Below are 26,967 nucleotides of genomic sequence, written 5' to 3' on the forward strand. Positions count from 1 at the left end.
GGGCCGCTAGATCGTCACGCGCCAGACGAGGTCGCGGCTTTCGCCGGGAGCGAGATGCATGAGGCCGGGCTTGTCGGCGAAGTCCCCGTCCCAGCCGACCGGGCTTGCCATGCTCAACCATGGCTCGATGCACAGGAACGGCGCGCCTGTCGGCTTCGACCAGATGCCGAGATCGCGGTAGCCCTCCCAGTCGACGGTGATCGACCGGACGGTCTCACCCTCGGGTGATCGTGCTGAAAAGCGCACGGAGCGGCTGACGACGTCGGGCATGACCAGCGCGTCGCGGGCGAAGATGGCTTCGGCAAGGGGGAGGACACGGCCGTCGAAGGGCAGGGGCTTTGGCGCGCCCAGCAGCCCGCCCTCGACCGACAGCGCGACCCCGGTTTCCTCAGTCGCAAATTCCAGGACATGCGCTTCCTTGGCGATGCCGTCGACCAGCGGCCAGCGGAAGCCGGGATGGGCGCCGATGCCGCAGGGCAAAATCGTTTCGCCCGGATTGGAGACGCGCGCCGTGACCGAAAGGCTCGCGCCGCTGGCGACGTAGATCATGTCGAGGACGAAGGCGAAGGGATAGTGGCTTCGGCTCGCCGCGCTGTCGGTGAGCCTGAAGACGAGCCGATCCGGACCTTGCTCGACCAGCGCGAACGCACTGTCGCGAGCAAGGCCGTGCTGGTTCATGGTGTAGTCCTTGCCGGCATGATGCAGCGTGTCGCCGGCAAGCCGGCCGACGATCGGAAACAGCACGGGCGCATGCCGCGGCCATTCCGGTCCGGCCTGCCAAAGAAGCTCCGCGCCGGCCGCGTCCTTCAGGCTGACGAGTTCCGCCCCGTCGGCCGCGACGGTTGCGCCGATCCCGGCCGTTTCGATGGTGTAATGCTCGCTCATGCCGTTCCTCCCCCGGGGTGCCTCCCCTTTCACACGGGCCGAGCCCTCGGCGCAATCTCCTCGGCACGGCCGAGGATCGGAGCCTGGAGGACTGCCGGTCGACCGGCCAGACGCAGCTGCCGATCGCCGGCGACGACCGGGGCCTGATGCAGGTCCGCGGTGCGGCTCCGTTCGCCGCCTGGACCCTGCCAGACCATCGTCGCCAGGAAGAGGGCAACAAGCGTGGTCGACGGCGCCCGCGCCTTTTTCCACCGGCGATAGCCGACCGGCAGAAGCGCGATGACGCCAAGGAGTCCGAAAGCGACGAGAATCTCGGCGGACAGGAGGTCGTCGAGGCTCGAGATCGTGCCGAGCTCGCGGCCGAGATGGGCATAGATGAAGGTGCCGGGAATGATGCCGAGGAATGTCGCCGGAATGAAGGTCCTGAGACTGACGCCGAAGAGCGCGGGCAGAATGTTGATGAGGAAGAAAGGGAAGACAGGGACGACCCGCAGCACCAGAAGATACTCAAACGCATTGCCATGAATGTTCGCCGAGACCCGCTTGGCGAGCGGCCCGGCCTTCTCGCGCAGCGCGCCGCCGAAGGAAGAGCGCGCCACGAGAAAGATCCCCGTCGCCCCGATCGTCGCTGCGACCACCGTCAGCGTTCCCCCGAGAAGCGTCCCGAATAGGAAGCCGCCGAGAAGCGTCATGACCGAGGCGGCCGGAAGCGACAGCGCGACGATGAGGGCATAGGCTGCCATGAAGGCCGCCGCGGACAGAAGCGGTCGCGCCTCGACCATCGCGAGAAGTTCGGCGCGCCGCGCCTTCACGGCATCGATGCCGAGAAAATCCACGACGCCCGAAAAGAACGCCGTCAGCGTGACGGCGGCGACCAAAGCGAGAAGGATCCATCCGCGACGGGGCATGCAACGTCTTTCGATTGCGAGGGAAAGCGGCGGCGATCTCCGTCGGCGGTATATCGGTCTACCAGTTCGGCAGCCTGCGGAGGATCCTGACGAGGCGCCGCGTCCGTTCGCTGAAGAGAGCAGGACGATACCACTCGCTGGCGGCCTGCCGGGAGATTTCGGAAAAGGTCGGGTAGGGCAGGACGAGAGAGGTGAGATCGCGCAGCTTCATGTTCTTTTCGATCGCCAGGCACCAGAGACCGATCATCTCGCCAGCGCCTGGCGCGACGATGGAACAGCCGAGGATGCGGCCATTGGGAAGGGCGACCAGCTTCAGCATTCCCTCGCTGCGACCCTCCGCCACGGCGCGGTCGACGCTGCCCAGCGTCCGGATCAGGCTCCGGACGCCGTCACCGTGCCGCGCCTTCGCCTCGGCAAGCGTGAGGCCGACATGGGCAAGTTCCGGGTCGGTATAGGTCACCCAGGGGAGGGCGCGGTAATCCACCTTGGCCGGCAGGCGGAAGGCAAGGTTGCGGATCACGATGCCGGCATGGTCGCCGGCCACGTGAGTGAATTTTGGCGCGCCGGTGCAGTCGCCGATGGCGTAGACATGGCGGTTGCTCGTGCGCAGCCGGGAATTTGTTTCAATGCCCTTGTCCCCACGGGCAATGCCCGCCTGTTCGAGGCCCAGACCCTCGAGATTCACCCGACGGCCCGTGGCGACGAGAATGTGCGACCCCGTGATCGAGCGCGCCGCGCCGCCGGCCGAGATCTCGACGACATGTCGATCGGCATCGTGCCGGACCGACAGGATTTCGGCGGATTCCAGGATCTCGACGCCTTCGGCGCGAAGACTCTGCCGGAGCACGTCGACGAGTTCGGGCTCGTCCCTCGGAAGGATACGACCTCGCTGGACGACGGTGACGCGCGAGCCCAGGCGGCGATGGGCCTCGGCCATTTCGATGCCGATCGGCCCCCCACCGATGATGACGAGATGCTCAGGCACCGTCTCGACGTCGAAGAGGCTTTCGTTCGTCAGGATTTTCGTCGGGTCGAGCCCCGCGATCTCGGGGATCGCCGCGCTCGACCCGACGGCGACGACAAAGTCTCGCGCTTCGATCGTTTCTCCGGCAACCGTGATGCGGGACCTGTCGAGAAAACTTGCCCGCCCCCGGATGACACGCACGCCGAGGCCTTCAAATCGCTCGACGGAATCGTGCGGGGCAATGGTCGCGATCACGCCGCGGACATGTGCGTTGACGGTTTCCCGCTGCGCCTCGAGGTCGTGCGGGGGAACGATCGCGAGATGGGGATGACGATGGGCGTGCATCAGCCTCGCCGCCGCCAGAAACGCCTTCGATGGCACGCAGCCGGTGTTGAGACAGTCGCCGCCCATGCGCCCCGATTCGACCAGCACCGTCCGCAGCCCGAGCTGGGCAGCGCCGGCCGCTACAGAAAGTCCGGCTGATCCGGCGCCGACGACGCACAGATCGTACAACTCGCTCATCCCTCATCTCCCGGGGCGGACGGTGCCCCTACCGAACCCGCATAACTGGCCCGGCCGGCACCGGCGGCAGACGAAACATCGCCATTTCGAGCGGCTTGTCGAGGCCCCTCGATATCTCTGCCGTCATGAGGATAGGGAATCGCGTGCAGGCCTTCCCATCGCGTGGAACCGATGCTGTATGGGTGTCGATGCTCTCCGGGCCGCCGAAAATACGCGTATCGCCGAAGAAGCCTTCAGCCGCCGCCCCTCTTTGCGGGCCGCCCTTGACGGCCCTGAGTGGGCGCTCAGCCAGTATGATATCATGGCTGGAAGGCGTATCTCAGCGCCTCGCCGACCCCCGCTCCGCGTTCAGTTTTTCAGCGGCCACGCTCAGCGCTTTGCGAAATCATCGATTGATTTCAGGAGCGACGCGTTGAACTGCCCCGGGTTCTGGACCTGCGGCGAATGGCCGAGTTCCGGAAATGTCACTAAGGTCGCGCCTGGAATCGCGGCCGCGGCCTCGGCGCCCAGAACGGCATAGTTGCCGAGTTGCGCCTTGAGCTCGGCTGGCGCCCGGTTCTTGCCGATCGCCGTGTTGTCCTTCTCACCGATCAGAAGCGCCGTTGGAACAGTGAGCTGGCCGAATTCGTGGACGATTGGCTGGTTGAAGATCATGTCGGAGGTAAGGGCCTGGTGCCAGGCGACGATCTCGCCGCCGGGCCCGGCGTACATCGAGGCCAGCATGTCGACCCATACATCATATTCGGGCTCCCATTCGCCCGCGTAGTATGTCGTCTGCTGGTAGGCCTTCATCGACTCGGCGCTGCTTTGCTTTTCCTCGGCGAAGAGTTGGTCGATGGTGCTTTCTGGTACGCCCTTGGCGCGCCAGTCCTCGAGGCCGATCGGATTGACCAGCACGAGACCGCTCGTCTCGCTGCCGTACATCAGCGCATAACGAGCCGCGAGCATGCCGCCCATCGAATGGCCAACCACGATGGGCGAGGCGACCGTGAGCTTGGCGAGCAGCGCATGGGTGTTGGCGGCTAGCTGGTGAAAACCGTACTGGTAACCCATCGGCTTCGACGACTTGCAGAAGCCGATCTGATCGGGGGCGATCACGCGATATCCCGCGCCGGTCAGCGCCTCGATCTGAGACTTGAAGGTCGCACCGCAAAAATTCTTGCCGTGGAGAAGAACCGCGGTCTTGCCGCTCGGCGAGGCTGCGGCGACGTCCATGTAGGCCATCGTCACCGCCTGACCCTGTGAGACGAAGTCAAAGCGTTCGACCGGATACGGATATACGAAATCCGAGAGGAGGGCATCCGCCTTGGCGGTTCCGGCCGTCAGCCCCCAAGCAAGGGTGGCGAAGGCAAAGGCAAAGGCAAAGGCGGGCGACTTCATGATTTATTCCACTCCAGGCAGGGGGATGTCGGCGACTGCCGCGCGTCCATCGCACGCCGGACTTCACGCGCTAGAGGGCGTTAGCCCTCACTCGGCGTGCTGCGTCCAGCCGCGATCGCAGGGACGATTTGCTCCGCCACCAGACGATGCAGATCATCCTTATAGCCGGTACGGGCAGAAGGGCCGCTTTCATCAGAGGTGATGGCGACGGTAAGGGCGAGGTCGGGGATGACGTAGATCATCTGGCCGCCGTAGCCCCAACCGTAATGGCCGACATATCCGCCGAAATTCGCCTGGAACCAGCCGTAGCCATAAGCCTCGCCGGAGAACCGCGATCGGGTACGGGGCTCCCAGGATTCAGCAATCCAGTCCGTGGGGATGACCTGCGTGCCATCGGGGCTGCGACCGCCATTGCGATAGAGTTCGCCGAAGGCCAACAGCGAACGGGGCGTCATCGCCATCTGGTTCCCGCCGAGATAGATCCCCTGCGGGTCTTGCTCCCAGTCGGTGACCGTCACGCCTGCCGGCTTACCCAGCCATTCCCGGGAAAGTGCCAGCGTGCTCTTACCGCTCGCACGGGTGAGAATGGCCGAAAGCAGATGCGTCGAGCCGGTAGAGTAGAGCATCGAGCCGCCGGGATCATCGACAAAGGGTGCCGCGAGCGCAGCGCGCACCCAGTTGCGGCTGGAGATCCAGGAACCATAATTCGGCCCGGACGTCCGTTCGAGACCCGCCTGCATCGACAAGAGGTTGCCGATCGTCACCTGGGCGAGGCGCGGATCTGGATCAGCCGGAAGCTCGTCCTTCAACAGCGGAGCGATCTTTTGGTCGGTCCCGCTCAGCATGCCCTTGTCGATGGCGATCCCGACCAATGCCGAGACGATCGATTTGGAGGCCGACTTGATGTTCGCCGGCACCGTGGTGCGGTGACCGCGGTATCCCTCGGAAAGCAGAAGCTCGCCGCTGACCGACACCTGTAAGGTGTTCAGCGGCCGCAGTGCTTGCGCCGCTTGCGAGGTGCCGGCGAGAGCTGCACGCTTCTGCTCGACGCTTTCCTCAGCCGCTTTCGCCGTTAACGGAAAAGATCCGACAGCTGCGAGTGAAAAGCCAAGAGCCGTAGCGGCGGCGAGGGTGCGTAGGGGAATGCGGTATCTTTGCATCTGTCCCACATGTGACTGTGGCTAGCGAAAGGACACCGCTTTCACCCCTTGGTGATGGCGGGGCGGACAAACCGTGATCGCAAGCGCTCGATATCGTTCCGCCGTGCCGACGGAAGCGGAAGGGTTCGGGTTGCTCAGCGCTTCGAGTGAACCATCGTGTCCGTTCGGAATACCCACCGGACGATGATGAAGAACAGCGACACGAAGAAGATAGCCAGCAGGTCTCCGCCAGCATGTCCGAGATCACCGCAACGCCGATGCGGCTCGGGCACCTGCTCAGGGTCGGACGAAATTCCGTCAATGCAGAACTTGCGACAGGAACGCCTTCAACCTGTCGCTTCGAGGTGCTTCAAAGAAGCTGTCAGCGGTTCCCGACTCCACGATCTCCCCCTTGTCCATAAAGACGCAACGGTTCGCTACGCGACGGGCGAAGCCCATCTCGTGCGTCACGCAAATCATGGTGATCCCGTCATTGGCGAGATCCTCCATCACCAGCAAGACCTCCTTGATCATCTCTGGATCCAGCGACGACGTCGGTTCATCGAACAGCATGATCCGTGGCTCCATGCAGAGCGCCCGGGCGATCGCCACCCGCTGTTGCTGACCACCGGAGAGTTGGCTTGGATACTTGCCCGCCTGCTCACCAATTTGCACCCGGTCGAGATAGCGGCGGGCGAGGCGCTCGGCCGCTTCCAGGCTGGCGCCTCGGGTGAGACGCGGTGCCAGCATGCAGTTCTCGAGGATCGTCAGATGCGGAAACAGGTTGAACTGCTGGAAGACCATCCCGACCTCCAGGCGCACATCCTGCGTCTTGCTCGGAGAGCCGTCGAGTTCGATGCCGTTGACGACGATCTGTCCCGCATCGTGGGGCTCCAGGCGGTTGATGCATCGGATGAGCGTCGACTTGCCGGATCCCGACGGGCCGCAGACGACGATCTTCTCGCCGCGGATCACCTCGAGGTCAATGGCGTTCAGAGCGCGGAACTTTCCGTACCATTTGTCGACGCCCCTTATACTGACGGCGACGGAAGAGGCCGCGGGCTGAACGGTCTGAAGCGTCCCCACGGTCATAACGCATGCTCCTTGTGCGATGACAGCAGCGTACGTCCGGCCTTAAGCCAGCGGGATGGTCGGAGGCTGGAATGATCGGAGGCAAGATTTGTCTTAGCCGGCTTCTGATTACGACGGGCATCCTCTGCGGCGTGATGTCGGTTGAGGCGGATTTCGAGGCGACGGAAGCCAAAGCGGATCACGTTGATCAGGACCCAGTAGAAGGCGGCGACGGTCAACATTGGTGTGAACGGATCGTAGGTCATCTCGAACACCTCGTTCGCTACGGCTGTCAAGTCGACGATGGTGATGACGCCGATCACCGCCGTGCCCTTGGTCAGCATCACGATCTCGTTCTGATAGGCCTTGATCCCATAGCGCATCGCGAGCGGCAGCTGGATTTGGCGAAAGGTGTCCCTCGGAGAAATGCCGAGCGCGCTCGAGGCCTCACTAAGGCCGACCGGAACCGCCTGCAGGCTGCCGCGGACCACGTCCACCATGAAGGCTAGATGGTTGAGCGTCAGTCCGATGACCGCACAGGCAAAGGCGCTCCCGAAAATGAACCAGAACGGCCCCTCTCGCAGGGACTGGATCTGGCCGAAACCATAGTAGACGAGATAGAGCAGGATCAGCAGCGGTGCGCCACGAAAGAACATGACGAAAAATGCTGCCGGCCACGCCAAAACGCGTCTCGTCGACATCCTGGCAAGCGTGAGTGGGACGGAGAAGACAAGTCCGAGAGCGATGACGATCGCCGTAACCAGCATCGTGTTCCAAAGGCCATCAAGCATGGCGGGAAAGGAATCTTGGACGAGATCGAAATCAATCACGAGTGCGTTCATGATTTTGCTCCTGCCAGTCCACGGTTGAAGCGAGTTTCGATGCGGGATGCCAGCGGCATCGTCAGTGCGCTGAACAGGATGAAGAACAGCGATGCGGCGATGAAGAAGATGAAGGGCTCGTTGGTCGCGCCGGCCGCGATCTTGGCGTTAGCGACAAGATCGTTCAGTCCTGCGAGCGATACGAGCGGCGTGTCCTTCAGAACGATCAGCCAGATATTGACGAGGCCGGGAAAGGCGAGGCGCGTGACTTGCGGGAGGATGACGTGGCGCCAGGTCCGATATGGACTGAGGGACAGCGCCGCGCAGGCCTCGAACTGGCCGCGCGGCAGGTTGCGCACAGCGCCGTGGAGGAGTTCGGCGACATAGGCCGCGTACACAATGGTCAGCGCCGCGAGACCTGCTCCGAAAGGCGTGACGTCGAAGGAGCGCGACATGCCGAACAACCCGGTCAAGATCGCGCTCCCGCCGTAGTAGAGCAGGAAGATCACGAGCAGAGACGGTACACCCATGATGATCGAAGAATAGACGCGCCAGATGGATTGTATGACGACGTTCCGAGACAGCGTGATGATGCCGATGATCGTCCCCAGTAAGAATGCAAGCGAAAAACCCGCGAGGAAAAGCTGCAAAGTAACAACAGCGCCGTTCCCCATCTGGCGCGCATACCCCCAGAACTCCGAAGATGATATCTCCATGCCAGAACCCTTTCAGCCGTCACGGTGTCGAAGGCATGCGTTCAGTTGACCTTTGCTTCGCAGGCCGCATCCTCGGGAAGAATGGCGATGTCCATGTATTTCTTACGGATGGAAGTATAGGTACAGTCCGCCATGATCGACTTTATCGCCGTGTCCATCCGCGCCAGCAGAGCTTCTTCGCCTTTACGGACCACCCAGGATAACCCGCGCTCATTCTCGGGAACGGACGCCTCGCCGATCCAGTAGTCCTCGCCGACGATCTTGAAGGCCTTGCCTTCCGGTTTGCCGAGAAAATCGACGACGGCATTCAGCTTGGCCTCGAACGACATGTTGATGCGCCCGGCAATCATGTCGAGATGAATCTGGTCGGGATTGTCGTATAGGGAGTATTTTACCGCATCGCCGAAGATGTCCTCCGCTACTTTGATGTGTGCTCCACCGCGTTGCATCCCGATCGTCATGCCTTTGCCGGTAAGGCCTTCCTTGGTCAGCGTATATTCTCCTTCGGCAGGAACGAGAAAAACCATCGGATTGGCCACGATGCGGGTGCTGAAGAGCATCTTCTCCTTGCGCTCGGCCGTCGGGGTCACCTGCGAGACGAGGATGTCGAACTTACCCTGTAGCATCGACGGGATCAGCGCCTTGAAGTCCATGACGAGGATCTCGCACTCGGCTCCCATGCGCTTGCACATCTCGCGTGCAAGATCAGCCTCTATGCCCGTCAGATTACCGCTGGCGTCCACCATACTGAAGGGCGGATAGACGCCCTCGTTGCCGAGCTTCAGCGTTTCCGCGACGGCCGTGGACGCGATGGGAAGCAGGGCCGTCAGGCTCGCCAGCACGGCAAAGGCGAGGCCGGCGCGCCTCCGGCCGTTGGAGTGGCGCTCTGCCCCGGACGCCCCGGCGGAAAAGGACCTGCTATGCGTCGAGCGATTTTCCATGGACGTGGTTCCCGTTGGTTGGAGACAGGCAAAACGCGGCGCGAGCCCCATAGCCGGCGATGCTCGATCAGTTGGACGCGTCGACGCAGGCCGCCTCTGCGGCCAGGATGGTAATGTCCAGATACTCCTTGCGAATCTTGGTGTAGGTGCAGTCTTCGATGATCGCGGCCAAGGCGACGTTCATCCTCTCGACGATCGCCTCGTCGCCCTTGCGCACGGCCCAGCTGTACCCGCGCTTGTTCTCTGGAATGGATGGATCTCCGATCCAGTGATCACCGCCGGCGAGGAGATAATCCTTGCCATCCGGCTTGTTGATCAGTTCCAGCGTCCAGTTGATCTTTGAATCGAAGACGAGGTCGATACGACCGGCCAGCAGATCGAGGCGCATCTGGTCGGGATTGTCATAGAGAACGGGGGAGAACAGCCCCTCGAAATTCTTTTCGACATAAGGGATCGACGCGGCGCCCCGCTGGAGGCCGAGCTTCAGATTCTTGCCGGCGAGCCCCTCAGGGGTGAAGGTCAGGTCGCTGCCCTTGCGCACCACGAAGGTCGTGGGATTGTAGACGATCGGCGTGCTGTATGTCAGTTTTTCCAGGCGCTCCGGCGTCGGTGAAAGCTGGCTCGCAAGGATGTTGAACTTGCCCTGCAGGATCGACGGCACCAGAGCCTTGAAATCCATCACGACGAACTCGCATTCAACCTCCATCCGCTTACACATCTCGCGGGCTAGCGCCGGCTCGAAGCCCGTCAACTCTCCGTCGGAAGCCACGACGCTGAAGGGCGGATAGACCCCTTCATTGCCGAGCACGAGCGTTTCCGCCGCTGCAAGGCGCGGGATCAGAAGCAATGCTCCCATCAGCATGCTGGCGGCCGAGAGAGTGACTTTGGACAGTCTGGACATGAAGAGGCTCCTTATGCGTGAGAACGGGACGTCGGGTGGAGGCGCGGGACGCGGGCGCTAAAAATCCAGAAGATTGTCGCGCAGCTGCTCGTGCGCGTAGGCCTTGCGTGTCAGCCCGCGGTGCTGGAGCACCGGCACGAGGCCGTCGGTGATTGAGGCAACGGTGCGCCGATTGACGTTTGGCTGCTCGATCAGGAAGCCGTCGCCTCCGACCTCTTCCATCACCTCCGCCATCTGGCTGGCGATGCTGTCGGGAGTGCCGACCATGTCGACGCAGTAGCCGCTCGTCGTATGCTCGATGATCGCCTCACGGAGAGTCTTGCCGGATGAGCGGGCGAGGAACTGCGCAAGGCTCGACTGATGTCCATTGGTGGTGAGTTCCCCGATGGGGGCGTCGAGATCGCAGCCCGACAGGTCAAGATTGGTGCTCCAACCGAAGCGTGCGAGGCGCTGGTCGATGTTCCTTTCGGACGCGGCCCGACGCTCGGCGATGCGCTCGGCGGCCTCCGTCATCGTTTCCGTCACGATCGGCTGCACCAGGAACAGGACCTTGCAGTGCTTCGGGTCCCGTCCGATCGCAGCCATCTCGGCGTGAATGTCTTCGCGGTACTGTTTCATGGAGGCCACGCCCTTCGGTGCTGCCACGATCGTGTCGGCATAGCGGGCGGCGAAACCCTTGCCGCTTTTCGAGCCACCCGCCTGGGCGATGACGGGCTGACCCTGCGGCAGTGGGCCTGAATTTAAGGGTCCGCGCGAGGAGTAGTATTTTCCCTTGTAGTCGATCGTATGGACCTTGCCGTGATCGATCAGCACGCCGGTGTCGCGATCCCCGACGATCGCGCCAGGCTCCCATGATCCCCAGAGCCCCTGGCATATCTGCATGTACTCCTCAGCCATCACGTAGCGTTCGTCATGGTCCGCCAGTTGCTCCATGCCGAAGTTCTGGGCAGAGAGGTCCGAACTGCCCGTGACGACGTTCCAGCCGCCTCGCCCGAGCGAGATCTGATCGAGGGTGCCGACGATCCGTGAGGTGAGGTAAGGATGATAGGCAAAGGTCGACAGCGTCGGCACGATGCCCAGGCGCGTCGTAGCGGCTGCCATCAATGTGGCGACGACCGAAGGTTCCTGACGCGGCACGCTAATGCCGTTGGTGAGGAAAATCTCACGCGAATCCTGCCAGTTCTGCCCAATATAGATAGAGTCTTCTATGAGGATGTAGTCGAAGCAGGAGCGCTCCATTGCGCGGGCGAGGTCGAGATAGGCGCTTGGATACATCCAATCATGAGCGGTGTTTCCGGACCATTTGTCACCCCACCCACCAATGCTGGAGCCTTGAAGAAACCAACCGAGATGGAACATATTTGCTGGCATGAACCGCTTCCCCTTGAGCACAGCCTGTCTCCTTCGGTCCGGAGGAGGCTTGCTGCAGCACGACATGAGGAGCGTATCGGCGTTTTCCTTTGTTAAACATGGCGAAAGGACAAACTGAAATCCGGCTTTGCCGAACCTTGCAACGCATCTTATTGCAGCGCAGCGACGCCTTTTTGATCATTATTTGGCAGCGCAGCAGAGGCGTCGTACGCAGCCATCGGCCCTCCAAGCGGTCGCTCGTCAAGCGAAAGGTACCGTATAGCTAAATAATACCGCCAAGCGGATGACCTGACTCTGGCGTGATTTGCTTGGTATTCGCGGCGGTGATTTCCTTGTCCCGGACGGGATGAGGGAGAGGTTCCTGGCTCTGGAGATCAGCGACAGATATTCGGCAGGTGAGCTTCGGGCGATGGCCCGGCGGGAAAGGAACGGCCGTGTGGCGAGCCGGATGCTGGCGATCGCCAACGCGTTGGACGGGATGAGCCGAGCGGATGCTGCGCGGGCCGCCGGCATGGATCGGCAGACGTTCCGCGACTGGGTGGTTCGCTACGGCGCCGCAGGGATTGCCGGGCTGCATGATCGGCCCAAGGGCCATCCTGCGCCGCGGCTGACGGAGGGCGAGTTGGCGGCGCTGGCAAACATCATCTTCCGCGGCTCCGATCCCGAGAAGGACGGCATCTCGACCTGGACCTTGCCGGAACTGTGCCGCTGGATCGGGTCGCACTTCGGCAAGAGCCTGCACCCTGCCAGCCTGTCGCGTATCCTTCGTGAGAATGGCTTCTCGCGACAGAAAACGCGGCCAAGCCATCCCGCCAAAGATCCCAAAGCGCAGGAGCGCTTCAAAAAAAGGGGCTCCGCGAGGCCCTGAGGGCTGCTCGCCAGGCCCATCGCGACCAACGGATCGAGCTGTGGTTCCAGGATGAAGCCCGTGCCGGCCAGAAGGGCCGGCTCTGCCATCGCTGGTGGACCCGCGGTCAACGCCCGCCGGGGCGGTGCGACCAGCGCTTCGACTGGACCTAAATCTTCGGCGCCGTCGCGCCGGCGACGGGACAGTCCTTCGCGCTCGTCCTGCCCTTCGCTGACAAGGAGATGATGAACCTCTATCTGGCCGAGTTCGCCAAGACCATTGCCATCGACGTCCACGTCGTCATGGTCCTCGATGGCGCCGGCTGGCACGGCAAGGCGGCACTGAACGTGCCGGGCAACATCACCCTGGTCCCCTTGCCCGCCTACAGCCCCGAACTCAACCCGGTCGAACGCCTTTGGCTCTATCTCAAGGAGACTTGCCTCTCGCTGCGCGTCTTTCCCGACAAGGCCGCCATCATCGACGCCTGCTGCCAGGCATGGAACCGCGCCACCGAGAACTTCGAGCGCATCATCTCGCGCTGCAATTACCCATGGATCAAAGCGGTCAGTTCATAAGCTCGGCGGTATAAGTATTGGTTTGGATGACGTCTTGTCGGCCAGTTAAAGTCGCCGCTGGGCCCGCGCGAAAAACACCCCCCGGGATGTCAGGAAGGGTGCGCATCATTCGTGTGACTGGCACGATCGCCAGGGGCAAACAGACCCTCGCCGTCCCGCCGGCCGCTAGTCGGGCATCCGCAGGCCCTCAATCGTCTTACCGCGGAAGAAGACGAGCGGCTCGCCGTCCGGGCGGGATGTGGCGCCCACTACCCGCCCGATGACGATCGACACGCTGGCGTGCTGGACGACTTCCTCAACCATGCAGTCGAAGACGCCGAGCGCCTGACGGTACACCGGCGCACCGGTCACGAGCGTCGTCCATTCTCCGTCGACGAAGCGTGCCGCGCCCGACAATCCGGACTTGCCGCCAAAGGCGGTCGCGACGTGGCCGGCCGCCGAATCGAGGAAGTTCACCGCGAAATGGCCGCGCGATAGGACGCCGGCCAGCGCACTTGTCTTGCGGTCGATCGACACGAGCATCGTCGCCGGGTCCGCAGCCACATGCGCCGCAGATAGGCCGAGAAAGCCGGTCGGCCCCTCGTCGCTGTCGGCTGTCACGATCGTCATGCCGGTGACGCGGCTGCCGAGCGTTCGCCAGAATGTGCCCTGATCGATCGATGCCGGGGTCTGTGTTGCTGGAGCGATACCGATGTCGGTCATGGCGTTGCATCCTAAGAGTTCTGTTTCGACCTGTCAGCTGGCGCGGCAGCGGGAAGATTTGTCTCGTCGTGCGGGTCCTGTGTATGCGAGCGGCTGATCTCGGCGATGAGGCGGTAGGAGCGGATGCGATCGGAAAGCTCGTGCGTCGGCGTGACGATCACCATCTCATCCACACCAAGTTCCGCCTCGAGCGTCTGCAGCCGCCAGAACACCTGGTCGGCAGTGCCGGAGGCCGTGTGCTCGCGCAGAAGATCGAGCACCTCGCGCGGGGGTACGGCGGCTCCTTCCACCGTCTTCCCCTGCCTCGGCAGAGGTACTGTTCGTCCGCTGTCGCGCGCGAGCCGCCATAGGGCATAGGACAGAAAGAGGCGCTCCGCCTCGGCGGCGGTCGGGGCCGCCATTGCAAAGACGCAGAGCCCGAGAAGGGGTTCATTCAGAGTTGCCGACGGTGTGAAGTTGCCACGATAGGCGGCAACCGCCTTCTGAGCGTCGGAGCCGTCGCCGAAGAAGTATGCATGGCAGAAGGGCAGGCCGAGATAACCCGCAAGACGCGCCGAGTAGAGGCTTGATCCGACGATCCAGGGCTGCGGACCCGTCGGTCCGAGGGGCTGCGCGACGACGCCCGCGAAAACATGGTCGTCGCCGAGCGGCTGGCCAAGGGCCAAGGTGACGGCGTCGGCGACGTCGGTTGGAAAACTGTCCATCGTGGACATGGCGAAGGGATTGTCGATGGCGCCGGGCTTCAGGGCATAGGCTGTCTGTCGGTCTGCGCCGGGACCTCGACCCAGCCCAAGGTCTACGCGTCCCGGCGCCAGGGCCTCGAGCACGCGGAACTGCTCGGCAACCTTCAACGGCGCGTAATGCGGCAGCATCACGCCGGCGCTGCCGATGCGCATCGTGCTCGTCGCCATGGCCAGGGCTCCGAGCAACACCTCCGGGGCCGATCCGGCTATGGCGACATTCCCGTGATGCTCGGACACCCAGAAGCGCCTGTAGCCGAAATCCTCGCATTCACGCGCAAGCGCCACGGTATCGCGGATGGCCTGAGCCGCGCTCCGGCCCGCCGAGACAAGCGATTGATCGAGAACCGAGAGTCGCATCCTCATGATCGGAGCGTCCTACCGCTAGGCGACTTGATTCGAGCTTGTGCTTGCATGGGAAGAGGTATCGTCGCCGATGGCGCGACGATAGGCGACGAGATCGGCGATGGTTCCGATCTTCATGCCGTGGCGCCGGGCGAAAATTAGGAGGTCCGGCAGACGGGCCATGGTGCCGTCGTCGTTCATCACCTCGCAGATGACGCCGGAGGGGGCGTGCCCGGCGAGACGGGCGACGTCCACCGCCGCTTCCGTGTGGCCTCGCCGGACGAGCGTCCCCCCGTCGCGCGCGACAATCGGAAAGATGTGGCCTGGCATCACGAGGTCCGCCGGACCCGAGGCCTGGTCTATGGCGACGGCGATCGTACGGGCCCGATCCGGTGCCGAAATGCCCGTCGTCACGCCGATGCGCGCTTCAATGGAGACAGTGAACGCCGTCCCCATCGGGTCGGTAACGACAGGGGCCATCGGCGCCAGCGCCAGCGCCTCGGCACGTTCCCTCGTGATTGCGAGGCAAACCAGCCCGCAGGCATGGCGCGCCATGAAGTTGACGACCTCGGCCGTGGCGAAGCAGGCCGGAATGACAACGTCGCCCTCGTTCTCGCGATCCTCGTCATCGACGAGGATGAACATCCGGCCCTGCCGCGCCTCCTCGATGATCTCCGCCGTACTCGCGACGGGTCCAAGCGGTATTGTCTTTATCCGGCGGAATTCGGGGACCATGCTGTTCACGGAACTCTCCTGTCTCTCGTCGCGCGATGCGGGCCGGACGTATCCGTCTACTCTCAGGAGACGGCATGAAATTTTCGGTCGAAGTAGACGAGCGCCTCGCCTCCGGTGGCACCCTCGCCGCCGCATACCGCCAGTACCTCGCAGAAGAAGACGTCATGCGTGCCGATGGTGCTGACATTGGTGACGCGGCAGTCGAAGCTGACGATCGAGCCGGCCAGCACCGGTGCGCCTGTGACGAGTTCGGTCCAGCTCCCTCCGGCGAAGCGCTGCTTCATGTCCTTGTTGCCGCCCGCCCCGGCAAAGGTCATCGCCAAACCTTCCTGCGGGCCGGCGACGGTGTTGACGCAGAGAACGCCCGAGGTCGAGATCGCCTTGTGGGCTTGGACTGTGCGGTTGACGCAGACCAGAAGCGTCGGCGGGCTGTCCGTGACGCTCGATACCGCCGAGGCGGTGAAGCCGCACCATCCGTCCTCGCCGGTGCTGGTGATGATGTTCACGGCGGCGGCCAGCCTGGCCATGCCGTCCCGGTAAACTTGACGCTCGACCGGATGAAACGAAGTCGGGCCGGCATCGGGCGCCGCCGGCGGGGGGATGATCTCTGCTACTGCATGGGACATCGGGTACCTCGTTGTCGGATGGGTCGTCGCGTTTGCGTCGTTCGATCTGATGCTCGATCCTGGCTGGATATCGTGATCAGAATTCCCGCAGAGTCTCGCGCAGCGTCGGCTTTGTGTATTGGGTGCGCGTCAGGCCTCGGCGCTGCAGGGCCGGGACGAGCCCCTCGCAGATTTCGAGAATGTACTGACGGCTGATCGTCGTCGTGAACGGACGGGTTATGAGGAAACCGTCGCCGCCGACCGCTTCCATGATTTCCCCGAGGCGGTCCGCCACTTGATCGGGCGTTCCAACAAGTCCATCGATCCCGCGGGAGACCTGCTCCATGCAGATCTCCCGCAGTGTCTTGCCGCTGCCCCACTGCGCGAAGGCGTCGAGTGAGCCCTGCTCGCCGTTGGTGGTCAGGTGCGGCAGTTCGGCGTCGAGATCGAATTTCGAGAAGTCGATGTCGGTGATCGAACTGATCGAGGCGAGCACCTTCTCGATATAGCTCGGATGAGACGATATCCGCTTGAACTTGGCGTGGGCTTCCGCTTCGGTTTCCCCGAGCACTGGGGCGATGACGAAGAGCACCTTGATCTCGTCCGGATCGCGCCCGCCGGCTGCCGCCCTGGCGCGTACGTCGTCGCGGTAGGCCTTGATCCCATCGACACCAGAGGAGGGAGCGATGATGCTGTCTGCGGTCATCGCCGCGAACTGTCGCCCTCGCGGCGAGCCCCCGGCCTGCACGAAAGTCGGCCGGCCCTGCGGACCCGGCACGCAGTTCAGCGGCCCACGGCACTTGTAGTACTTGCCGACAAAGTTGATCGGCCGAACTTTGCGGTAGTCGGCGTAGGTATCGGTCTCCCTGTCGAGGACCACCGCATCCTTGTCCCAGCTGCCCCAGAGCTGCTTGCAGAGCTCGACATATTCGTCCGCCATGTCGTAGCGGTCCTGACGAGGCGGCAGCTCGTCCATGCCGAAATTCTGGGCTGCCAGGTTTTCGCCGCTGGTCACGATGTTCCAGCCGAAACGGCCTCCGGAGATGCTGTCGAGCGTCGCGCACAGACGGGCCAGCATGAAGGGCGGATAGGCCATCGTCGACATCGTCGCGACGACGCCCAGATGGCTCGTATTGGCCCCGATCAAAGCCGCCATTGGCGCCGGGTCCGCCTTTGGACCCATGATCGCATGCTTCAGATAAGCCTCCGTGCTGTCGCCGTAGGCCTCGGATATCATCAGCGTGTCTTCGAGCATGATGTAGTCGAAACAGGCCCGTTCCATCGCCTTGGCCATGTCGATGTAGAAGCCGCCGTCCCACGGATGGCCATCGGCACCGAAGGGATGGTTCCATTCGCTGACCGCGAAGTTCATGAACCATCCGAGATGGAAACGCTTCGGCATGTATGGGTCCTTCTCTCTCAGGCTTGTCGGCTTCCGCTCGTCATGAGGGTTCTAAAACTCGCGCAACGTCTCGCGCAGTGTCGGTCCGGTATATTCGGTACGTGTCAGGCCCCTGCGCTGTAGGGCAGGCACAAGCCCTTCGCAGACCTCGGTGACATACTGGCGGCTAACCTTCTGGAAGGGCGAACTGATGAGGAAGCCGTCGCCACCGACCGCCTCCATGACCTCGCCGAGCCGATCCGCAACCTGATCCGGGGTGCCGACGATGCCGTCGAGACCGCGAGTCGCGCGGTCGTTGACAAGCTGGCGCAGGGTCTTGCCACTACCCCATTGCGCGAAAGCATCGAGGGAGCCCTGCTCGCCGTTGGTGGTCATTCGCGGCAGCTCGGTGTCGAGATCGAACGTCGAGAAATCGATGTCTGTGACTGAGCTGATCGAAGCCAGCGTCTTCACCTGATACTCGGGAGAGGATGTGTATTCGTGGAGCTTGGCTTTGGCCGCCGCTTCGGTTTCCGCCAGAACCGGGGTGACGATGAAAAACACCTTCACCTCGTCCGGATCGCGCCCGCCGGCTTCGGCCCGCGCCCGAATGTCGTCGCGATACTCCTTCATCGCGGCGATACCGGATGCGGCGGCGATGATGCTGTCTGCGGTCATCGCCGCGAACTGTCGCCCTCGCGGCGAGCCCCCGGCCTGCACGAAAGTCGGCCGGCCCTGCGGACCCGGCACGCAGTTCAGCGGCCCACGGCACTTGTAGTACTTGCCGACAAAGTTGATCGGCCGAACTTTGCGGTAGTCGGCGTAGGTATCGGTCTCCCTGTCGAGGACCACCGCATCCTTGTCCCAGCTGCCCCAGAGCTGCTTGCAGAGCTCGACATATTCGTCCGCCATGTCGTAGCGGTCCTGACGAGGCGGCAGCTCGTCCATGCCGAAATTCTGGGCTGCCAGGTTTTCGCCGCTGGTCACGATGTTCCAGCCGAAACGGCCTCCGGAGATGCTGTCGAGCGTCGCGCACAGACGGGCCAGCATGAAGGGCGGATAGGCCATCGTCGACATCGTCGCGACGACGCCCAGATGCTTGGTCCGGCTCGCGATCAGCGCCGCAAGCGGCATTGGATCGCTTTTCGGTCCCATCAGCGCGTACTTCAGGTAGGCTTCCATGCTGTGGCCGTAGGCCTCGGATATCATCAGCGTGTCTTCGAGCATGATGTAGTCGAAACAGGCCCGCTCCATCGCCTTGGCCATATCGACGTAGAAGGAGCCGTCCCACGGCTTCCCCCCGCTGGAGAATGGGGCGTTCCAGTCGTCGACCGAGAAATTCATGAACCAGGCGAGGTGAAAGCTCTTCGACATTCCGGCTGGCTTCCTTGTGTACGGCAGACTTGTGTACGGCAGACTTCCGAAACCGGGCCGGTGTGGGTCACCGAAGCGGCATGCGACGACGTTAGCCGCAGTGCAGCATGGGCGACCATCGGCAAAGCTTGATGCTTTGATTGGGCAAGGAGGATGCTTTCCAGTCGAGCCCTACTGCAATTCGGCAATTGTTTTCGCCTCTTGGCGCAACACCCGCTGGCAGGCGGCTTGTTGTCGTCTGGGTGCTTTCAGCCTCAGCAGGAAATCATGGCGGGTGATGCGTGCAATGCATCATGCAGATCGGGACTGCACGTGGCGTAGGCACTTCTTCCTAGTTCGGCGACCACCGCCGGCGGCCCGGGTGGTCGCTGCTGCCAGTCATGCCCGCCAGTCATTCGTTTCTGTGCACAATCGGTCCGTCGGGGCCCGTAATGGCACGAGGTTTGCAGGGCGTGCGACGGAGCCGGTCAAACAAACAGAACTGGTGTGCAATGTCGAATTTGTCTCAAATTTACGACATCGACCTGAAGTTGTTGCGCTGCTTCTGCACAATTGTAGAGGAAGGTGGCTTCACGGCTGCTCAGGCAGCGTTGAATCTCTCCCAATCCATGCTGAGCGAGTATCTGAAATCGCTGGAAATCCGTCTCGGCGTAAGGTTGTGCCAGCGAGGCCCGAAGGGCTTCAAGCTGTATCATGAGGGCGAGGTCGTCTATCAGGCCGCCAAGGAACTGTTCGCCTCAGTCGAGAGCTTCAAGCAGCGCGCCTCCAATCTCAACGACAGTGCCGGACACGAGCTCATCATCGGCGTTCAGGACCATATCGTCGACAACCCGCAGTCGCGCATTGCTGAGGCGATCAGCCGCCTCGCCGAATACTATCCCAACGCGCGTTTCAAGCTGGAAATCATGCTGGGTTTCCAGATGACGGGCCGCGTGGCAGACGGCCTCATTCACGTCGGCATCGGTCTCACCGACGACCAGTTCAGCCAATTGTCCTTCGAGCCTCTCTTCGAGGAGGCGTCTGCAATCTATTGCGGTCGGACGCATCCGCTGTTTCACATTCGCGATTGCGATATTACGCGCCAGCAGATCGAAAACGCCGTCTATGCGAACCGCGGCCATCTCGAGCACTTCCACCCCGAGCGCATCCGCAATGCGGCCACCCGCGGCGACATCGGATACGGCGCCCATGCGCACATGACGCTCATTCTGTCTGGTCGCAATATCGGCTATCTGCCGGACCATGTGGCGGCGCCCCATGTCGAAAGCGGCCGACTACGGGTGTTGCGCCACGACCTCACCGGCAAGGTCCACGCCATCGCCGCGGTGACGGGACCGAGTTCGAGCGAGTTCAAATTGGCACGGCGCTTTGTCGACTGCCTCGTCGACATCCATATGGAGCACGAGCCGGTGGCTGGCGGACGAATGCAGATTGTCAGTTCATGACAGCATGATCACATCACGCTTGTTTCGAGCATCGTCGAGACGTTCGGGCGCGCTGCAAAATACGCCTTAAACCTCTTCTGGACCGAGCTTGCCGCGGCCGAAGGGGACCTCTTCTCGTGCATTTTGTCGGACGGTGTATATCGTCGAGCCCATGACGATCAATGCTCCGAGCATTGTGGAAATCTCCGGGACTTCGCTGAAAAGGAGGTAACCGACGAAGATGGCAATCAGCAGCCTGGTGAACTCGAGGGGAGCGAGGGCGGCAGCCTCCGCCACACGGAAAGCCATTGTGAAAAGATACTGCGCGACAGTGCCGATGGTGCCGATCACCAGGAGCAATAGCCATTCCTTCTGGCTTGGCCACTGCCACCACAGAAACGAAGGCACGGCGTAGGCCGCGCATAGGACGACGGACTGGTACAGCATGACGGTTTCAGTCGACTCGGTGCGCGCCATCAGGCGGATCGAAATGGTGACGCCACACAAGAGCATCGCGCTGAGAACCGCTATCAGAGCGTAGGCGTCCATCAGATCGCCAGTCGGCCTGAGCATAATGACGACGCCGACGAAGCCCACTATCGTCGCGGTCCAACTCCGCCAGCCGACTTTTTCCTTCAAAATAACGACGGCAGTGATGGTCATGAAGATGACTTGACTGAAGCCAAGTGCGGTCATATCGGCAAGGGGTAAATATAGAAGCGCGAGAAAGTATGTATACTGCGAGCCGAGACAAAAAAGACCCCGCCAAATGTGTTTTCCGAGATGATCGGTCCGGAAGGCACGTGACAGGTCATTGGCGAAGAGCGGCAGCAGCATCAGTGTCAGGATGACCTGGCGGATGAGCAGCGTCTGGGTGAGCGGCAACCCGTTTCCGATTTCCTTGACGGCAGCCATCATCACCGAGAACAGCGCGATCGAGACGATGAAGAGGATCGAGCCGCGCATGTTGTCGGGCACGGCGGTCCATCTCGCCTTGATACGGCGATGCGCGGCGGCAAAACGGTTCTTCGGCCGCTTGGCCAAGTGAAAGATGTGGCGACTGGCGACTGGCTCGCGGCCGGTCAGGATCGGCATCGCGGAGGCCGTCACAGTAGCGAGGTCTCCAGCGTCGAGGGGCTTCGTCCCGCCTTGGTCGGCGCTACCCTCGGCACAGTGGGCGGACGGGCCAGCGTGTCCGAGTCCGAGTTCGCTCATGCTGGATCGCGCCTGGTGACAAACGCATAGCGCCGGACGAGCACCAGTCCGATAATCCCTTGCACCGCCGCCAGACCGCACCAAACGTCGCGGGTGTCGAGGCCAACCAGAAAATGATAGGCGGCCCCGAGCGGAAAGCCGAAGCCCCAGTAAACGACGATAACCACCAGCATCGCGTATCGATTGTCGCCGAGGCCACGCAGCACCCCCATTCCCGTTCCGTAGAAGCCATCCGCGAAGATGAAGAGACAGGCGAAGAGCACTATGGAGTGCGATGCTGCGAGCGTGTCGGCGTTTCGAGGGTCTGTGATGTCGATGAAGAAGCCGATGAAGACGTTGGGAAATGCAACGACGATGAGAGCAGCGACAGCCATCGACACCGTGCCCATTGCGATGCCGACGAAGCCGGCGACGCGTGCGTCCGCAAACGTGCCCGCGCCATGCCGATAGCTGATGCGCATCGCCGCGGCATCGCCACATGAAACCGCCAGCGAGTAGGCGACCGTCCCGAAGTTGAGCGCTATCTGATGCGCGGCGAGCGCCGCTGCGCCGAACTGGCCGATGACGACCGTCGCGATGAGGAAGAAGATTCCGTCGACGCCCTGCATCGCGCCGATTGGAAGGCCTGACCGGATCATGTCGCGCAGCAGCGCAAGTTTGATCCGCGTGAAGGGAATAAGTGTGCCGCTCGGACCACTATGGATGGCGGCGAGCATGACCAGCGCCGTCAGCCATGTCGTGCCGACCAGAGCGATCGGGACTCCGAGGGAACCGAGCGCCGGAAAGCCACCAAACCCGGAGACGAGTGCGATCCCGGCACCAATGTAGATCACGAGCGTGAGAGGTGTCAGTGCATATAGAATCCATGCCATGCCAAGCGCTGGAAGCATGCTCCGCATGAGACCAAGCCGCAGAAGGTTGGCGGGCTCGGCCCAGCGCAGCACATCAAGAATCGCCTCGGCTTCGGTGACCACTTCGGGCGGCTGGCCGAGAACACGCAGAAGGCCTGGGGCGACACTCATCCAGGCAAAGGACAGGATCGACAGCGCCAGCGTCAGATACAGGCCGTTCCAGTAGAGCCCGGCGACACGCTCGGCATCCCGGGCGCCGTTCGCACCGGAGGCGACGACCCCGACCACAACGAGAATACCGGCCATGATGTTCGTGCTGACCGCCACGCGGATCGCCAGCCCCCCTGCGGCAAGCGAGTCGGCGCTAAGCCAGCCGAGGAGCAGCAGCGTCGTCGTCGTCACGGCGAAGTTTGACAGATGGCCCATAAGGATCGGCGCCGCCAGCAGTGTCGTCTTGGCAACATGCGCCGAGACGCTCTCGGTCGACGGACTATTGCCGTGCGTCTTCCAGTCGTCGTCGTGGCCGGCATCGGGACCATCGACGCAGTTTCCGACCCGTCCGCTTGCGGGAACCGTAGCGATATCCATTTTCTGAATGCCAAGTCCGGGCGCGGTGCGAGTTGTCGGCTCTTCACTGCGTCACTGTGTGGATCGGAAAGGGATCCTGCGCTGGAGCAAAGAAGGCGAAACTGCCGATCCGATGCCTGGCGCGGGCCAGATATGACTGCCTTGCCCTCGTGATAGATGCAGCGTTGTCGCATCGGCCATCACAAAAATTGAAAGCGCGGTTCGGCCACTTCCAATGTTGTAGAGTGATCGACCCCGTTACGGTCTCTCCGTTGGCGACGGCGGTTTTCGGCCGACGATCTCAATATCTGGACTCGCTGGAGCAGCCTGCAGCGGCGGCCAACGACGTCGCCGATGCCGCCACTATCCCCCCCCGAAATCAAGTAAGTAGCGTAATAACCGACAACCAAGAGGGGCCAGCAGATGCTTACCGACGTTCGAAAGATGTACATCCTCTTGTGCGGCTACGAGATCATCCGCAAGTCAGGCTGCGTACGCGGGGCTGATCCCGCCATTGTACTTACGGTGCCGATCTCGGCCTATCTGCTCGACACTGCATCGGGCTATGTCCTGGTCGATACGGGCCTCGACAGCGCGACGCTCGACGATTCGAGTGAAAGCCGCGCAGCGTATGTCAACGACACCTTTCCCGCCCGGCCCCTCGTGCTGCCAGAACACGAGATAACCGCCCAGTTGGCGGCCATCGGCGTCGGGCCTGGCGACATCAACGAGGTCATCATCACACATGCCCACGGAGACCATACCGGTAACCTGAAGCTCTTCCCCCATGCGCGCGTCACCCTGCAGCGCATAGAGTACGAATCAGCATTCGCCGAGCCGCGACGCAGCGAGCATTCCTTCGCCGACATCGCCTCGCCCGAGATCCGCTGGCATCTTGTCGAGGGCGACGTGACGATAATGCCGGGCCTCGAGCTCATCCTGACGCGCGGACACACGGCCGGGCATCAGTCCGTCGTCGTGACTTTGCCCGATAGTGGTGTGAAGGTCCTCGTCGCCGATGCGGCAGATCTCCTCGAGAATTTCGAACATGAAGTTCTCGGATCGAGCATGGACGACGAGGCTGCGCTTGCCAGTCTCCGCCGCCTGAAGCGCATCGTTGCCGAAACCTCGGGCGAACTGGTGCCCTTGCACGACCCTTCCTTTATCATCGCAGCGCGGCGGGCACCCCTGTTCTACGATTGATGAACCGGGGGAATTTTAGCGCGGCAGCGGGGTCAGGCGCGCAGGGAAGCATGCGCCACGTGGCGCAATTCGTCTATATCGCAAGCGATCCGATCGTCGCCCCGACTTTTGGTGGCATGGAAAATTCCGTCGAGATGGACGCTGATCGAGCGCGCCGAGCGCGCCGTGTCGACCTTTTTGAACCGACCACGAGATACCCTTCCGACTGCAATCTTCGAAGAGCGCCTGCTCCCGCTCGTAGAATGCGGCGATCACGGCGTCGGTCTCTGCGTCTCTGGCCGAAGATGCAGCATAATCGGCCATGATCTTCACCCAGTCGGCCAGCATGGGCGCCATCTCGACCAGCAAAGAGAGATAGGCGCCGATCTCCAGAAGCGGATCGGCAGCACTCGGGCCAAGCTCTGAAAGCCGACGGTCCAGCCGTTCGGCGACGAGGGCGATGCTGCGTCTGAACAGAACGTCCTTGCTGTCGAAATAGTAGATCAGGGCGACGTCGATGCTGCACCCTTTCGAAACATCGCGCATCGTGACGATGCTGTAGTGGCGCTCGGCGTCGAGCCGAAGCGCCTCCTCCAGTATCTGCTCGGCCCGCATGCCCGGCGCCAGGCGTCGTTGCCCGCCCGCTCTGGCATTCTCCCTGTTTTTGGCTGTCCGTGCGCCCGTGGAGGTCATTGCACAGTCACTGCACAATCAGTGCTCTTCACGCGCACACCGCTTAACGATATAAATGCTTTACTGGATCTATTGCAGTGCAAAATTTGTCCTGTCCAGACGATGGGAATGCAGTCATATTCACCAGGCGCTGAATGGCAGATCGCCGTTTTATCTCCTGGAGCTCGTGATGAACAGATACGCTCGCGTCACTTTTCTCGTGGCCTTGGCCGTCTCCCTGTCCGCCCTCTTTGGGCCGATCGCCTTGGCGCAAGAGAAGAAAAGCTTCAAGGTGGGGTATAGTCTCTATGTCGGCTTCATCCCCTTCGTATGGATGCAGCAGTCTGGCGTGATGAAGAAGTGGGCCGACAAATACGGTATCGACGTCGAACTCATTCTCGTCAACGACTATGTCGGCAGCGTAAATCAGCTGATTGCTGGTGAGCTTGACGCCGTTGGCGTCGCCGGGATGGACGCCTTGACCATGCCGGCGGCAGGCGGCGTCGACACGACCGTCTTCCTTATCACCGACTATTCCAACGGCAACGATGCTATCGTCTCCAAGACTGCCAAGTCGGTCGCGGAACTTGCCGAAAAGGAGGTCTTTCTCCTCCAGTACAGCGTCTCGCATTATCTCCTCAACCGTGCGCTGGTTCTCAACGACCTGCCCGGCGTCGGCGCCCTGACCACGACCAACATCTCCGACAGCGAGGTTTCCGCGGCCTTTCTCAGTCAACCGTCGCTGGAGCACGTCGTCAGTTGGAAGCCTATGGTCTCCGACATGCTGGCGGGCGCAAGCGGGTCCACGGTGGTATTCGACTCCTCGAAGATTCCCGGCGAGATCATGGATGTGTTTGTCGGCAAGACAGAAACGTTGCAAGCCAACCCGGAACTCGGCAAGGCGCTCACTGGCGCCTGGTACGAGACGCTGGCCGCCATGAACGCGGACGGGCCCGAGGGCAAGCAGGTGAGGACTGTGCTTGCCTCAGCCATGGGGACCGACCTTGCGGGGTTGAAGTCGCAGACCGACACGACGTTCTTTTTCAACACGCCGGCTGAAGCTGCCGCATTTCTCTCCAGCCCCAAGACAAAGGAAATATGGGACTATGTCCGCACCTTTTCCTTCGAGCAGGGCTTGTTCGGCCAAGGCGCGGCCAGCGTCGATGCTATCGGGATCGAGTTCGCCGACAAGTCCGTGCTCGGCGACGCTGCAAACATAAAGCTCCGCGTCGATGCCTCCTTCGCCGCGCTCGGCGCCGAAGGGAAACTCTGACGCCAGCAGGGCGGTCGACTAGAGGGGGGCCGAAGGCCGATGCGGCGGATCATCAACTACACGCCGAGCCCGGGCGCACGGGTTGTTCTCGGCACGCTCCCCATCGGCTTCGTTCTCCTCGCCTATGTTGTCGCCTCCGACGCGCGTCTCGCGGTAGACGCGGCCGACAAGCTTATGCCGAGCTTTTCCGGCATGGCGGCAGCGATGCAGAGGATGGTGGGTCAGGTCGATGTAGCCACCGGACAGATCCCCCTCTGGTACGACACATGGCAGAGCCTTGCCCGGCTCGGTGTGGGCCTAGGGATTTCCGCCACTATCGGGCTTCTCGCAGGCATCGCCATCGGCTTCATCCCATTCTTGCGCGCCCTGTTCGAGCCCCTCATCGCCATCCTTTCGCTGATACCGCCACTGGCAGTGTTGCCCATTTTGTTCATCGTTTTCGGGCTTGGGGAACTATCCAAGGCAGTTCTCATCATATTCGGCGTCGCGCCCTTCATCGTCCGCGACATCGTGCTCAAGGTCGGCCAGATTCCGCGCGAGCAGATCGTGAAGGCACAAACGCTGGGCGCATCCACTTGGCAGATGATCACGGGCGTCGTGCTGCCCCAGGTGCTTCCCCGGCTGATCGATTCAGTCCGTCTCTCTCTCGGCGGTGCCTGGCTTTTCGTCATAGCGGCGGAGGCGATCACGGCGAATGGCGGGTTGGGTTACCGGATTTTTCTCGTCAGGCGCTATCTCGCGATGGACGTGATCCTGCCTTACGTCGCCTGGATCACCCTCCTCGCCTTCGTCATGGACTATGCCTTGCGGAGCCTTTCGGCCCGGGCCTTCCCCTGGAACGGGCTCAAGGAGTCCTGACA

General features: G+C 62.3%; 26 protein-coding genes. 6 read left to right on the forward strand and 20 right to left on the reverse strand.

Features of this window, described 5'->3' with window-relative positions:
* Positions 1-6: 6 nt before the first annotated feature.
* The 11 genes from Sa4125_RS01310 to Sa4125_RS01360 all read right to left on the reverse strand — a co-directional run bounded on the left by Sa4125_RS01310 (position 7) and on the right by Sa4125_RS01360 (position 11,640).
* Positions 7-885, reverse strand: coding sequence for an aldose 1-epimerase family protein (locus Sa4125_RS01310; protein WP_224002892.1), 879 nt, complete (start codon positions 883-885; stop codon positions 7-9).
* Positions 886-914: 29 nt separating this feature from the next.
* Complete coding sequence (locus tag Sa4125_RS01315; protein WP_224002894.1) at positions 915-1,793, reverse strand: TVP38/TMEM64 family protein; 879 nt, start codon at positions 1,791-1,793, stop codon at positions 915-917.
* 58 nt (positions 1,794-1,851) lie between these two features.
* The gene (locus Sa4125_RS01320) at positions 1,852-3,279 is read right to left on the reverse strand and encodes an FAD-dependent oxidoreductase (protein ID WP_224002896.1); all 1,428 of its coding nucleotides are present in this window, start codon (positions 3,277-3,279) and stop codon (positions 1,852-1,854) included.
* Positions 3,280-3,648: 369 nt separating this feature from the next.
* The gene (locus tag Sa4125_RS01325) at positions 3,649-4,659 is read right to left on the reverse strand and encodes an alpha/beta hydrolase (protein ID WP_224002898.1); all 1,011 of its coding nucleotides are present in this window, start codon (positions 4,657-4,659) and stop codon (positions 3,649-3,651) included.
* Between the two features lie 80 nt (positions 4,660-4,739).
* Complete coding sequence (locus Sa4125_RS01330; RefSeq protein ID WP_224002900.1) at positions 4,740-5,819, reverse strand: serine hydrolase; 1,080 nt, start codon at positions 5,817-5,819, stop codon at positions 4,740-4,742.
* A gap of 297 nt (positions 5,820-6,116) precedes the next feature.
* A complete protein-coding gene (locus tag Sa4125_RS01335) occupies positions 6,117-6,890 on the reverse strand; it encodes an amino acid ABC transporter ATP-binding protein (protein WP_224002902.1) in 774 nt (257 codons plus the stop codon).
* Positions 6,887-7,711, reverse strand: a complete 825-nt coding sequence (locus Sa4125_RS01340; protein WP_224002904.1) for an ABC transporter permease subunit — start codon at positions 7,709-7,711, stop codon at positions 6,887-6,889. Before Sa4125_RS01340 ends, Sa4125_RS01335 begins: the two co-directional genes overlap by 4 nt.
* The gene (locus tag Sa4125_RS01345) at positions 7,708-8,406 is read right to left on the reverse strand and encodes an ABC transporter permease subunit (protein ID WP_224002906.1); all 699 of its coding nucleotides are present in this window, start codon (positions 8,404-8,406) and stop codon (positions 7,708-7,710) included. Before Sa4125_RS01345 ends, Sa4125_RS01340 begins: the two co-directional genes overlap by 4 nt.
* A gap of 41 nt (positions 8,407-8,447) precedes the next feature.
* Positions 8,448-9,347: a transporter substrate-binding domain-containing protein gene (locus tag Sa4125_RS01350; RefSeq protein WP_224002908.1), complete on the reverse strand. Its 900-nt coding sequence runs from the start codon at positions 9,345-9,347 to the stop codon at positions 8,448-8,450.
* A gap of 67 nt (positions 9,348-9,414) precedes the next feature.
* Entirely contained in the window at positions 9,415-10,248 is an 834-nt protein-coding gene (locus Sa4125_RS01355) for a transporter substrate-binding domain-containing protein (protein WP_224002910.1), read from the reverse strand.
* Between the two features lie 57 nt (positions 10,249-10,305).
* Positions 10,306-11,640: an NtaA/DmoA family FMN-dependent monooxygenase gene (locus Sa4125_RS01360; protein ID WP_224002913.1), complete on the reverse strand. Its 1,335-nt coding sequence runs from the start codon at positions 11,638-11,640 to the stop codon at positions 10,306-10,308.
* Between the two features lie 388 nt (positions 11,641-12,028).
* On the opposite strand from Sa4125_RS01360, the gene Sa4125_RS01365 reads away from it, so the two are divergent.
* Both Sa4125_RS01365 and Sa4125_RS01370 read left to right on the forward strand, forming a co-directional pair.
* Positions 12,029-12,487 (forward strand): IS630 family transposase, encoded by a 459-nt coding sequence (locus tag Sa4125_RS01365; RefSeq protein ID WP_345944308.1) that lies wholly within the window; start codon positions 12,029-12,031, stop codon positions 12,485-12,487.
* Between the two features lie 152 nt (positions 12,488-12,639).
* Positions 12,640-13,041: a transposase gene (locus Sa4125_RS01370; RefSeq protein ID WP_224007421.1), complete on the forward strand. Its 402-nt coding sequence runs from the start codon at positions 12,640-12,642 to the stop codon at positions 13,039-13,041.
* Between the two features lie 165 nt (positions 13,042-13,206).
* Here Sa4125_RS01370 and Sa4125_RS01375 read toward each other — a convergent pair whose 3' ends face one another.
* The 6 genes from Sa4125_RS01375 to Sa4125_RS01400 all read right to left on the reverse strand — a co-directional run bounded on the left by Sa4125_RS01375 (position 13,207) and on the right by Sa4125_RS01400 (position 18,923).
* Entirely contained in the window at positions 13,207-13,743 is a 537-nt protein-coding gene (locus tag Sa4125_RS01375) for a flavin reductase family protein (RefSeq protein WP_224002917.1), read from the reverse strand.
* An 11-nt stretch (positions 13,744-13,754) separates the two neighbouring features.
* Positions 13,755-14,849 carry an LLM class flavin-dependent oxidoreductase gene (locus tag Sa4125_RS01380; RefSeq protein WP_224002920.1) on the reverse strand — a complete coding sequence of 365 codons (1,095 nt, stop codon included), beginning with the start codon at positions 14,847-14,849 and terminating at the stop codon, positions 13,755-13,757.
* Positions 14,850-14,867: 18 nt separating this feature from the next.
* Entirely contained in the window at positions 14,868-15,563 is a 696-nt protein-coding gene (gene ribB / locus Sa4125_RS01385) for a 3,4-dihydroxy-2-butanone-4-phosphate synthase (protein ID WP_224007424.1), read from the reverse strand.
* Between the two features lie 62 nt (positions 15,564-15,625).
* Positions 15,626-16,189 carry a flavin reductase gene (locus Sa4125_RS01390; RefSeq protein ID WP_224002922.1) on the reverse strand — a complete coding sequence of 188 codons (564 nt, stop codon included), beginning with the start codon at positions 16,187-16,189 and terminating at the stop codon, positions 15,626-15,628.
* Between the two features lie 76 nt (positions 16,190-16,265).
* Complete coding sequence (locus tag Sa4125_RS01395; RefSeq protein ID WP_224002924.1) at positions 16,266-17,570, reverse strand: NtaA/DmoA family FMN-dependent monooxygenase; 1,305 nt, start codon at positions 17,568-17,570, stop codon at positions 16,266-16,268.
* A 51-nt stretch (positions 17,571-17,621) separates the two neighbouring features.
* The gene (locus tag Sa4125_RS01400) at positions 17,622-18,923 is read right to left on the reverse strand and encodes an NtaA/DmoA family FMN-dependent monooxygenase (RefSeq protein WP_224002926.1); all 1,302 of its coding nucleotides are present in this window, start codon (positions 18,921-18,923) and stop codon (positions 17,622-17,624) included.
* A 491-nt stretch (positions 18,924-19,414) separates the two neighbouring features.
* Between Sa4125_RS01400 and Sa4125_RS01405 the strand changes: the two genes are divergently transcribed.
* Complete coding sequence (locus tag Sa4125_RS01405; RefSeq protein ID WP_224002928.1) at positions 19,415-20,368, forward strand: LysR family transcriptional regulator; 954 nt, start codon at positions 19,415-19,417, stop codon at positions 20,366-20,368.
* A gap of 66 nt (positions 20,369-20,434) precedes the next feature.
* On the opposite strand, the gene Sa4125_RS01410 is transcribed toward Sa4125_RS01405, so the two are convergent.
* Positions 20,435-21,442, reverse strand: coding sequence for a DMT family transporter (locus Sa4125_RS01410; protein WP_224002930.1), 1,008 nt, complete (start codon positions 21,440-21,442; stop codon positions 20,435-20,437).
* 116 nt (positions 21,443-21,558) lie between these two features.
* A complete protein-coding gene (locus Sa4125_RS01415) occupies positions 21,559-23,001 on the reverse strand; it encodes an MATE family efflux transporter (protein WP_224002932.1) in 1,443 nt (480 codons plus the stop codon).
* Positions 23,002-23,403: 402 nt separating this feature from the next.
* Here Sa4125_RS01415 and Sa4125_RS01420 point away from each other — a divergent pair, with 402 nt between their 5' ends.
* Complete coding sequence (locus tag Sa4125_RS01420) at positions 23,404-24,183, forward strand: N-acyl homoserine lactonase family protein (RefSeq protein WP_224002934.1); 780 nt, start codon at positions 23,404-23,406, stop codon at positions 24,181-24,183.
* A 15-nt stretch (positions 24,184-24,198) separates the two neighbouring features.
* On the opposite strand, the gene Sa4125_RS01425 is transcribed toward Sa4125_RS01420, so the two are convergent.
* Positions 24,199-24,855, reverse strand: coding sequence for a TetR/AcrR family transcriptional regulator (locus Sa4125_RS01425; protein WP_224002936.1), 657 nt, complete (start codon positions 24,853-24,855; stop codon positions 24,199-24,201).
* A gap of 169 nt (positions 24,856-25,024) precedes the next feature.
* On the opposite strand from Sa4125_RS01425, the gene Sa4125_RS01430 reads away from it, so the two are divergent.
* Positions 25,025-26,107, forward strand: a complete 1,083-nt coding sequence (locus Sa4125_RS01430) for a putative urea ABC transporter substrate-binding protein (RefSeq protein WP_224002938.1) — start codon at positions 25,025-25,027, stop codon at positions 26,105-26,107.
* A gap of 39 nt (positions 26,108-26,146) precedes the next feature.
* Positions 26,147-26,965: an ABC transporter permease gene (locus Sa4125_RS01435; RefSeq protein WP_224002940.1), complete on the forward strand. Its 819-nt coding sequence runs from the start codon at positions 26,147-26,149 to the stop codon at positions 26,963-26,965.
* Positions 26,966-26,967 lie beyond the last annotated feature (2 nt).

Origin of the sequence: Aureimonas sp. SA4125, assembly GCF_019973775.1 — a bacterium.
Taxonomy (GTDB): domain Bacteria; phylum Pseudomonadota; class Alphaproteobacteria; order Rhizobiales; family Rhizobiaceae; genus Plantimonas.

Excerpts from the sequence above, each read along its gene's own strand:
- Sa4125_RS01410 (WP_224002930.1), bottom strand. The coding sequence starts at position 21,442 with ATGCCGATCCTGACCGGCCGCGAGCCAGTCGCCAGTCGCCACATCTTT.
- Sa4125_RS01415 (WP_224002932.1), bottom strand. The coding sequence starts at position 23,001 with ATGGATATCGCTACGGTTCCCGCAAGCGGACGGGTCGGAAACTGCGTC.
- Sa4125_RS01425 (WP_224002936.1), bottom strand. The coding sequence starts at position 24,855 with ATGACCTCCACGGGCGCACGGACAGCCAAAAACAGGGAGAATGCCAGA.
- Sa4125_RS01430 (WP_224002938.1), top strand. The coding sequence starts at position 25,025 with ATGAACAGATACGCTCGCGTCACTTTTCTCGTGGCCTTGGCCGTCTCC.
- Sa4125_RS01345 (WP_224002906.1), bottom strand. The coding sequence starts at position 8,406 with ATGGAGATATCATCTTCGGAGTTCTGGGGGTATGCGCGCCAGATGGGG.
- Sa4125_RS01340 (WP_224002904.1), bottom strand. The coding sequence starts at position 7,711 with ATGAACGCACTCGTGATTGATTTCGATCTCGTCCAAGATTCCTTTCCC.
- Sa4125_RS01435 (WP_224002940.1), top strand. The coding sequence starts at position 26,147 with ATGCGGCGGATCATCAACTACACGCCGAGCCCGGGCGCACGGGTTGTT.
- Sa4125_RS01420 (WP_224002934.1), top strand. The coding sequence starts at position 23,404 with ATGCTTACCGACGTTCGAAAGATGTACATCCTCTTGTGCGGCTACGAG.
- Sa4125_RS01325 (WP_224002898.1), bottom strand. The coding sequence starts at position 4,659 with ATGAAGTCGCCCGCCTTTGCCTTTGCCTTTGCCTTCGCCACCCTTGCT.
- Sa4125_RS01315 (WP_224002894.1), bottom strand. The coding sequence starts at position 1,793 with ATGCCCCGTCGCGGATGGATCCTTCTCGCTTTGGTCGCCGCCGTCACG.
- Sa4125_RS01375 (WP_224002917.1), bottom strand. The coding sequence starts at position 13,743 with ATGACCGACATCGGTATCGCTCCAGCAACACAGACCCCGGCATCGATC.
- ribB (WP_224007424.1), bottom strand. The coding sequence starts at position 15,563 with ATGGTCCCCGAATTCCGCCGGATAAAGACAATACCGCTTGGACCCGTC.
- Sa4125_RS01330 (WP_224002900.1), bottom strand. The coding sequence starts at position 5,819 with ATGCAAAGATACCGCATTCCCCTACGCACCCTCGCCGCCGCTACGGCT.
- Sa4125_RS01395 (WP_224002924.1), bottom strand. The coding sequence starts at position 17,570 with ATGCCGAAGCGTTTCCATCTCGGATGGTTCATGAACTTCGCGGTCAGC.
- Sa4125_RS01390 (WP_224002922.1), bottom strand. The coding sequence starts at position 16,189 with ATGTCCCATGCAGTAGCAGAGATCATCCCCCCGCCGGCGGCGCCCGAT.
- Sa4125_RS01335 (WP_224002902.1), bottom strand. The coding sequence starts at position 6,890 with ATGACCGTGGGGACGCTTCAGACCGTTCAGCCCGCGGCCTCTTCCGTC.
- Sa4125_RS01400 (WP_224002926.1), bottom strand. The coding sequence starts at position 18,923 with ATGTCGAAGAGCTTTCACCTCGCCTGGTTCATGAATTTCTCGGTCGAC.
- Sa4125_RS01405 (WP_224002928.1), top strand. The coding sequence starts at position 19,415 with ATGTCGAATTTGTCTCAAATTTACGACATCGACCTGAAGTTGTTGCGC.
- Sa4125_RS01350 (WP_224002908.1), bottom strand. The coding sequence starts at position 9,347 with ATGGAAAATCGCTCGACGCATAGCAGGTCCTTTTCCGCCGGGGCGTCC.
- Sa4125_RS01355 (WP_224002910.1), bottom strand. The coding sequence starts at position 10,248 with ATGTCCAGACTGTCCAAAGTCACTCTCTCGGCCGCCAGCATGCTGATG.
- Sa4125_RS01310 (WP_224002892.1), bottom strand. The coding sequence starts at position 885 with ATGAGCGAGCATTACACCATCGAAACGGCCGGGATCGGCGCAACCGTC.
- Sa4125_RS01320 (WP_224002896.1), bottom strand. The coding sequence starts at position 3,279 with ATGAGCGAGTTGTACGATCTGTGCGTCGTCGGCGCCGGATCAGCCGGA.
- Sa4125_RS01380 (WP_224002920.1), bottom strand. The coding sequence starts at position 14,849 with ATGAGGATGCGACTCTCGGTTCTCGATCAATCGCTTGTCTCGGCGGGC.
- Sa4125_RS01365 (WP_345944308.1), top strand. The coding sequence starts at position 12,029 with ATGGCCCGGCGGGAAAGGAACGGCCGTGTGGCGAGCCGGATGCTGGCG.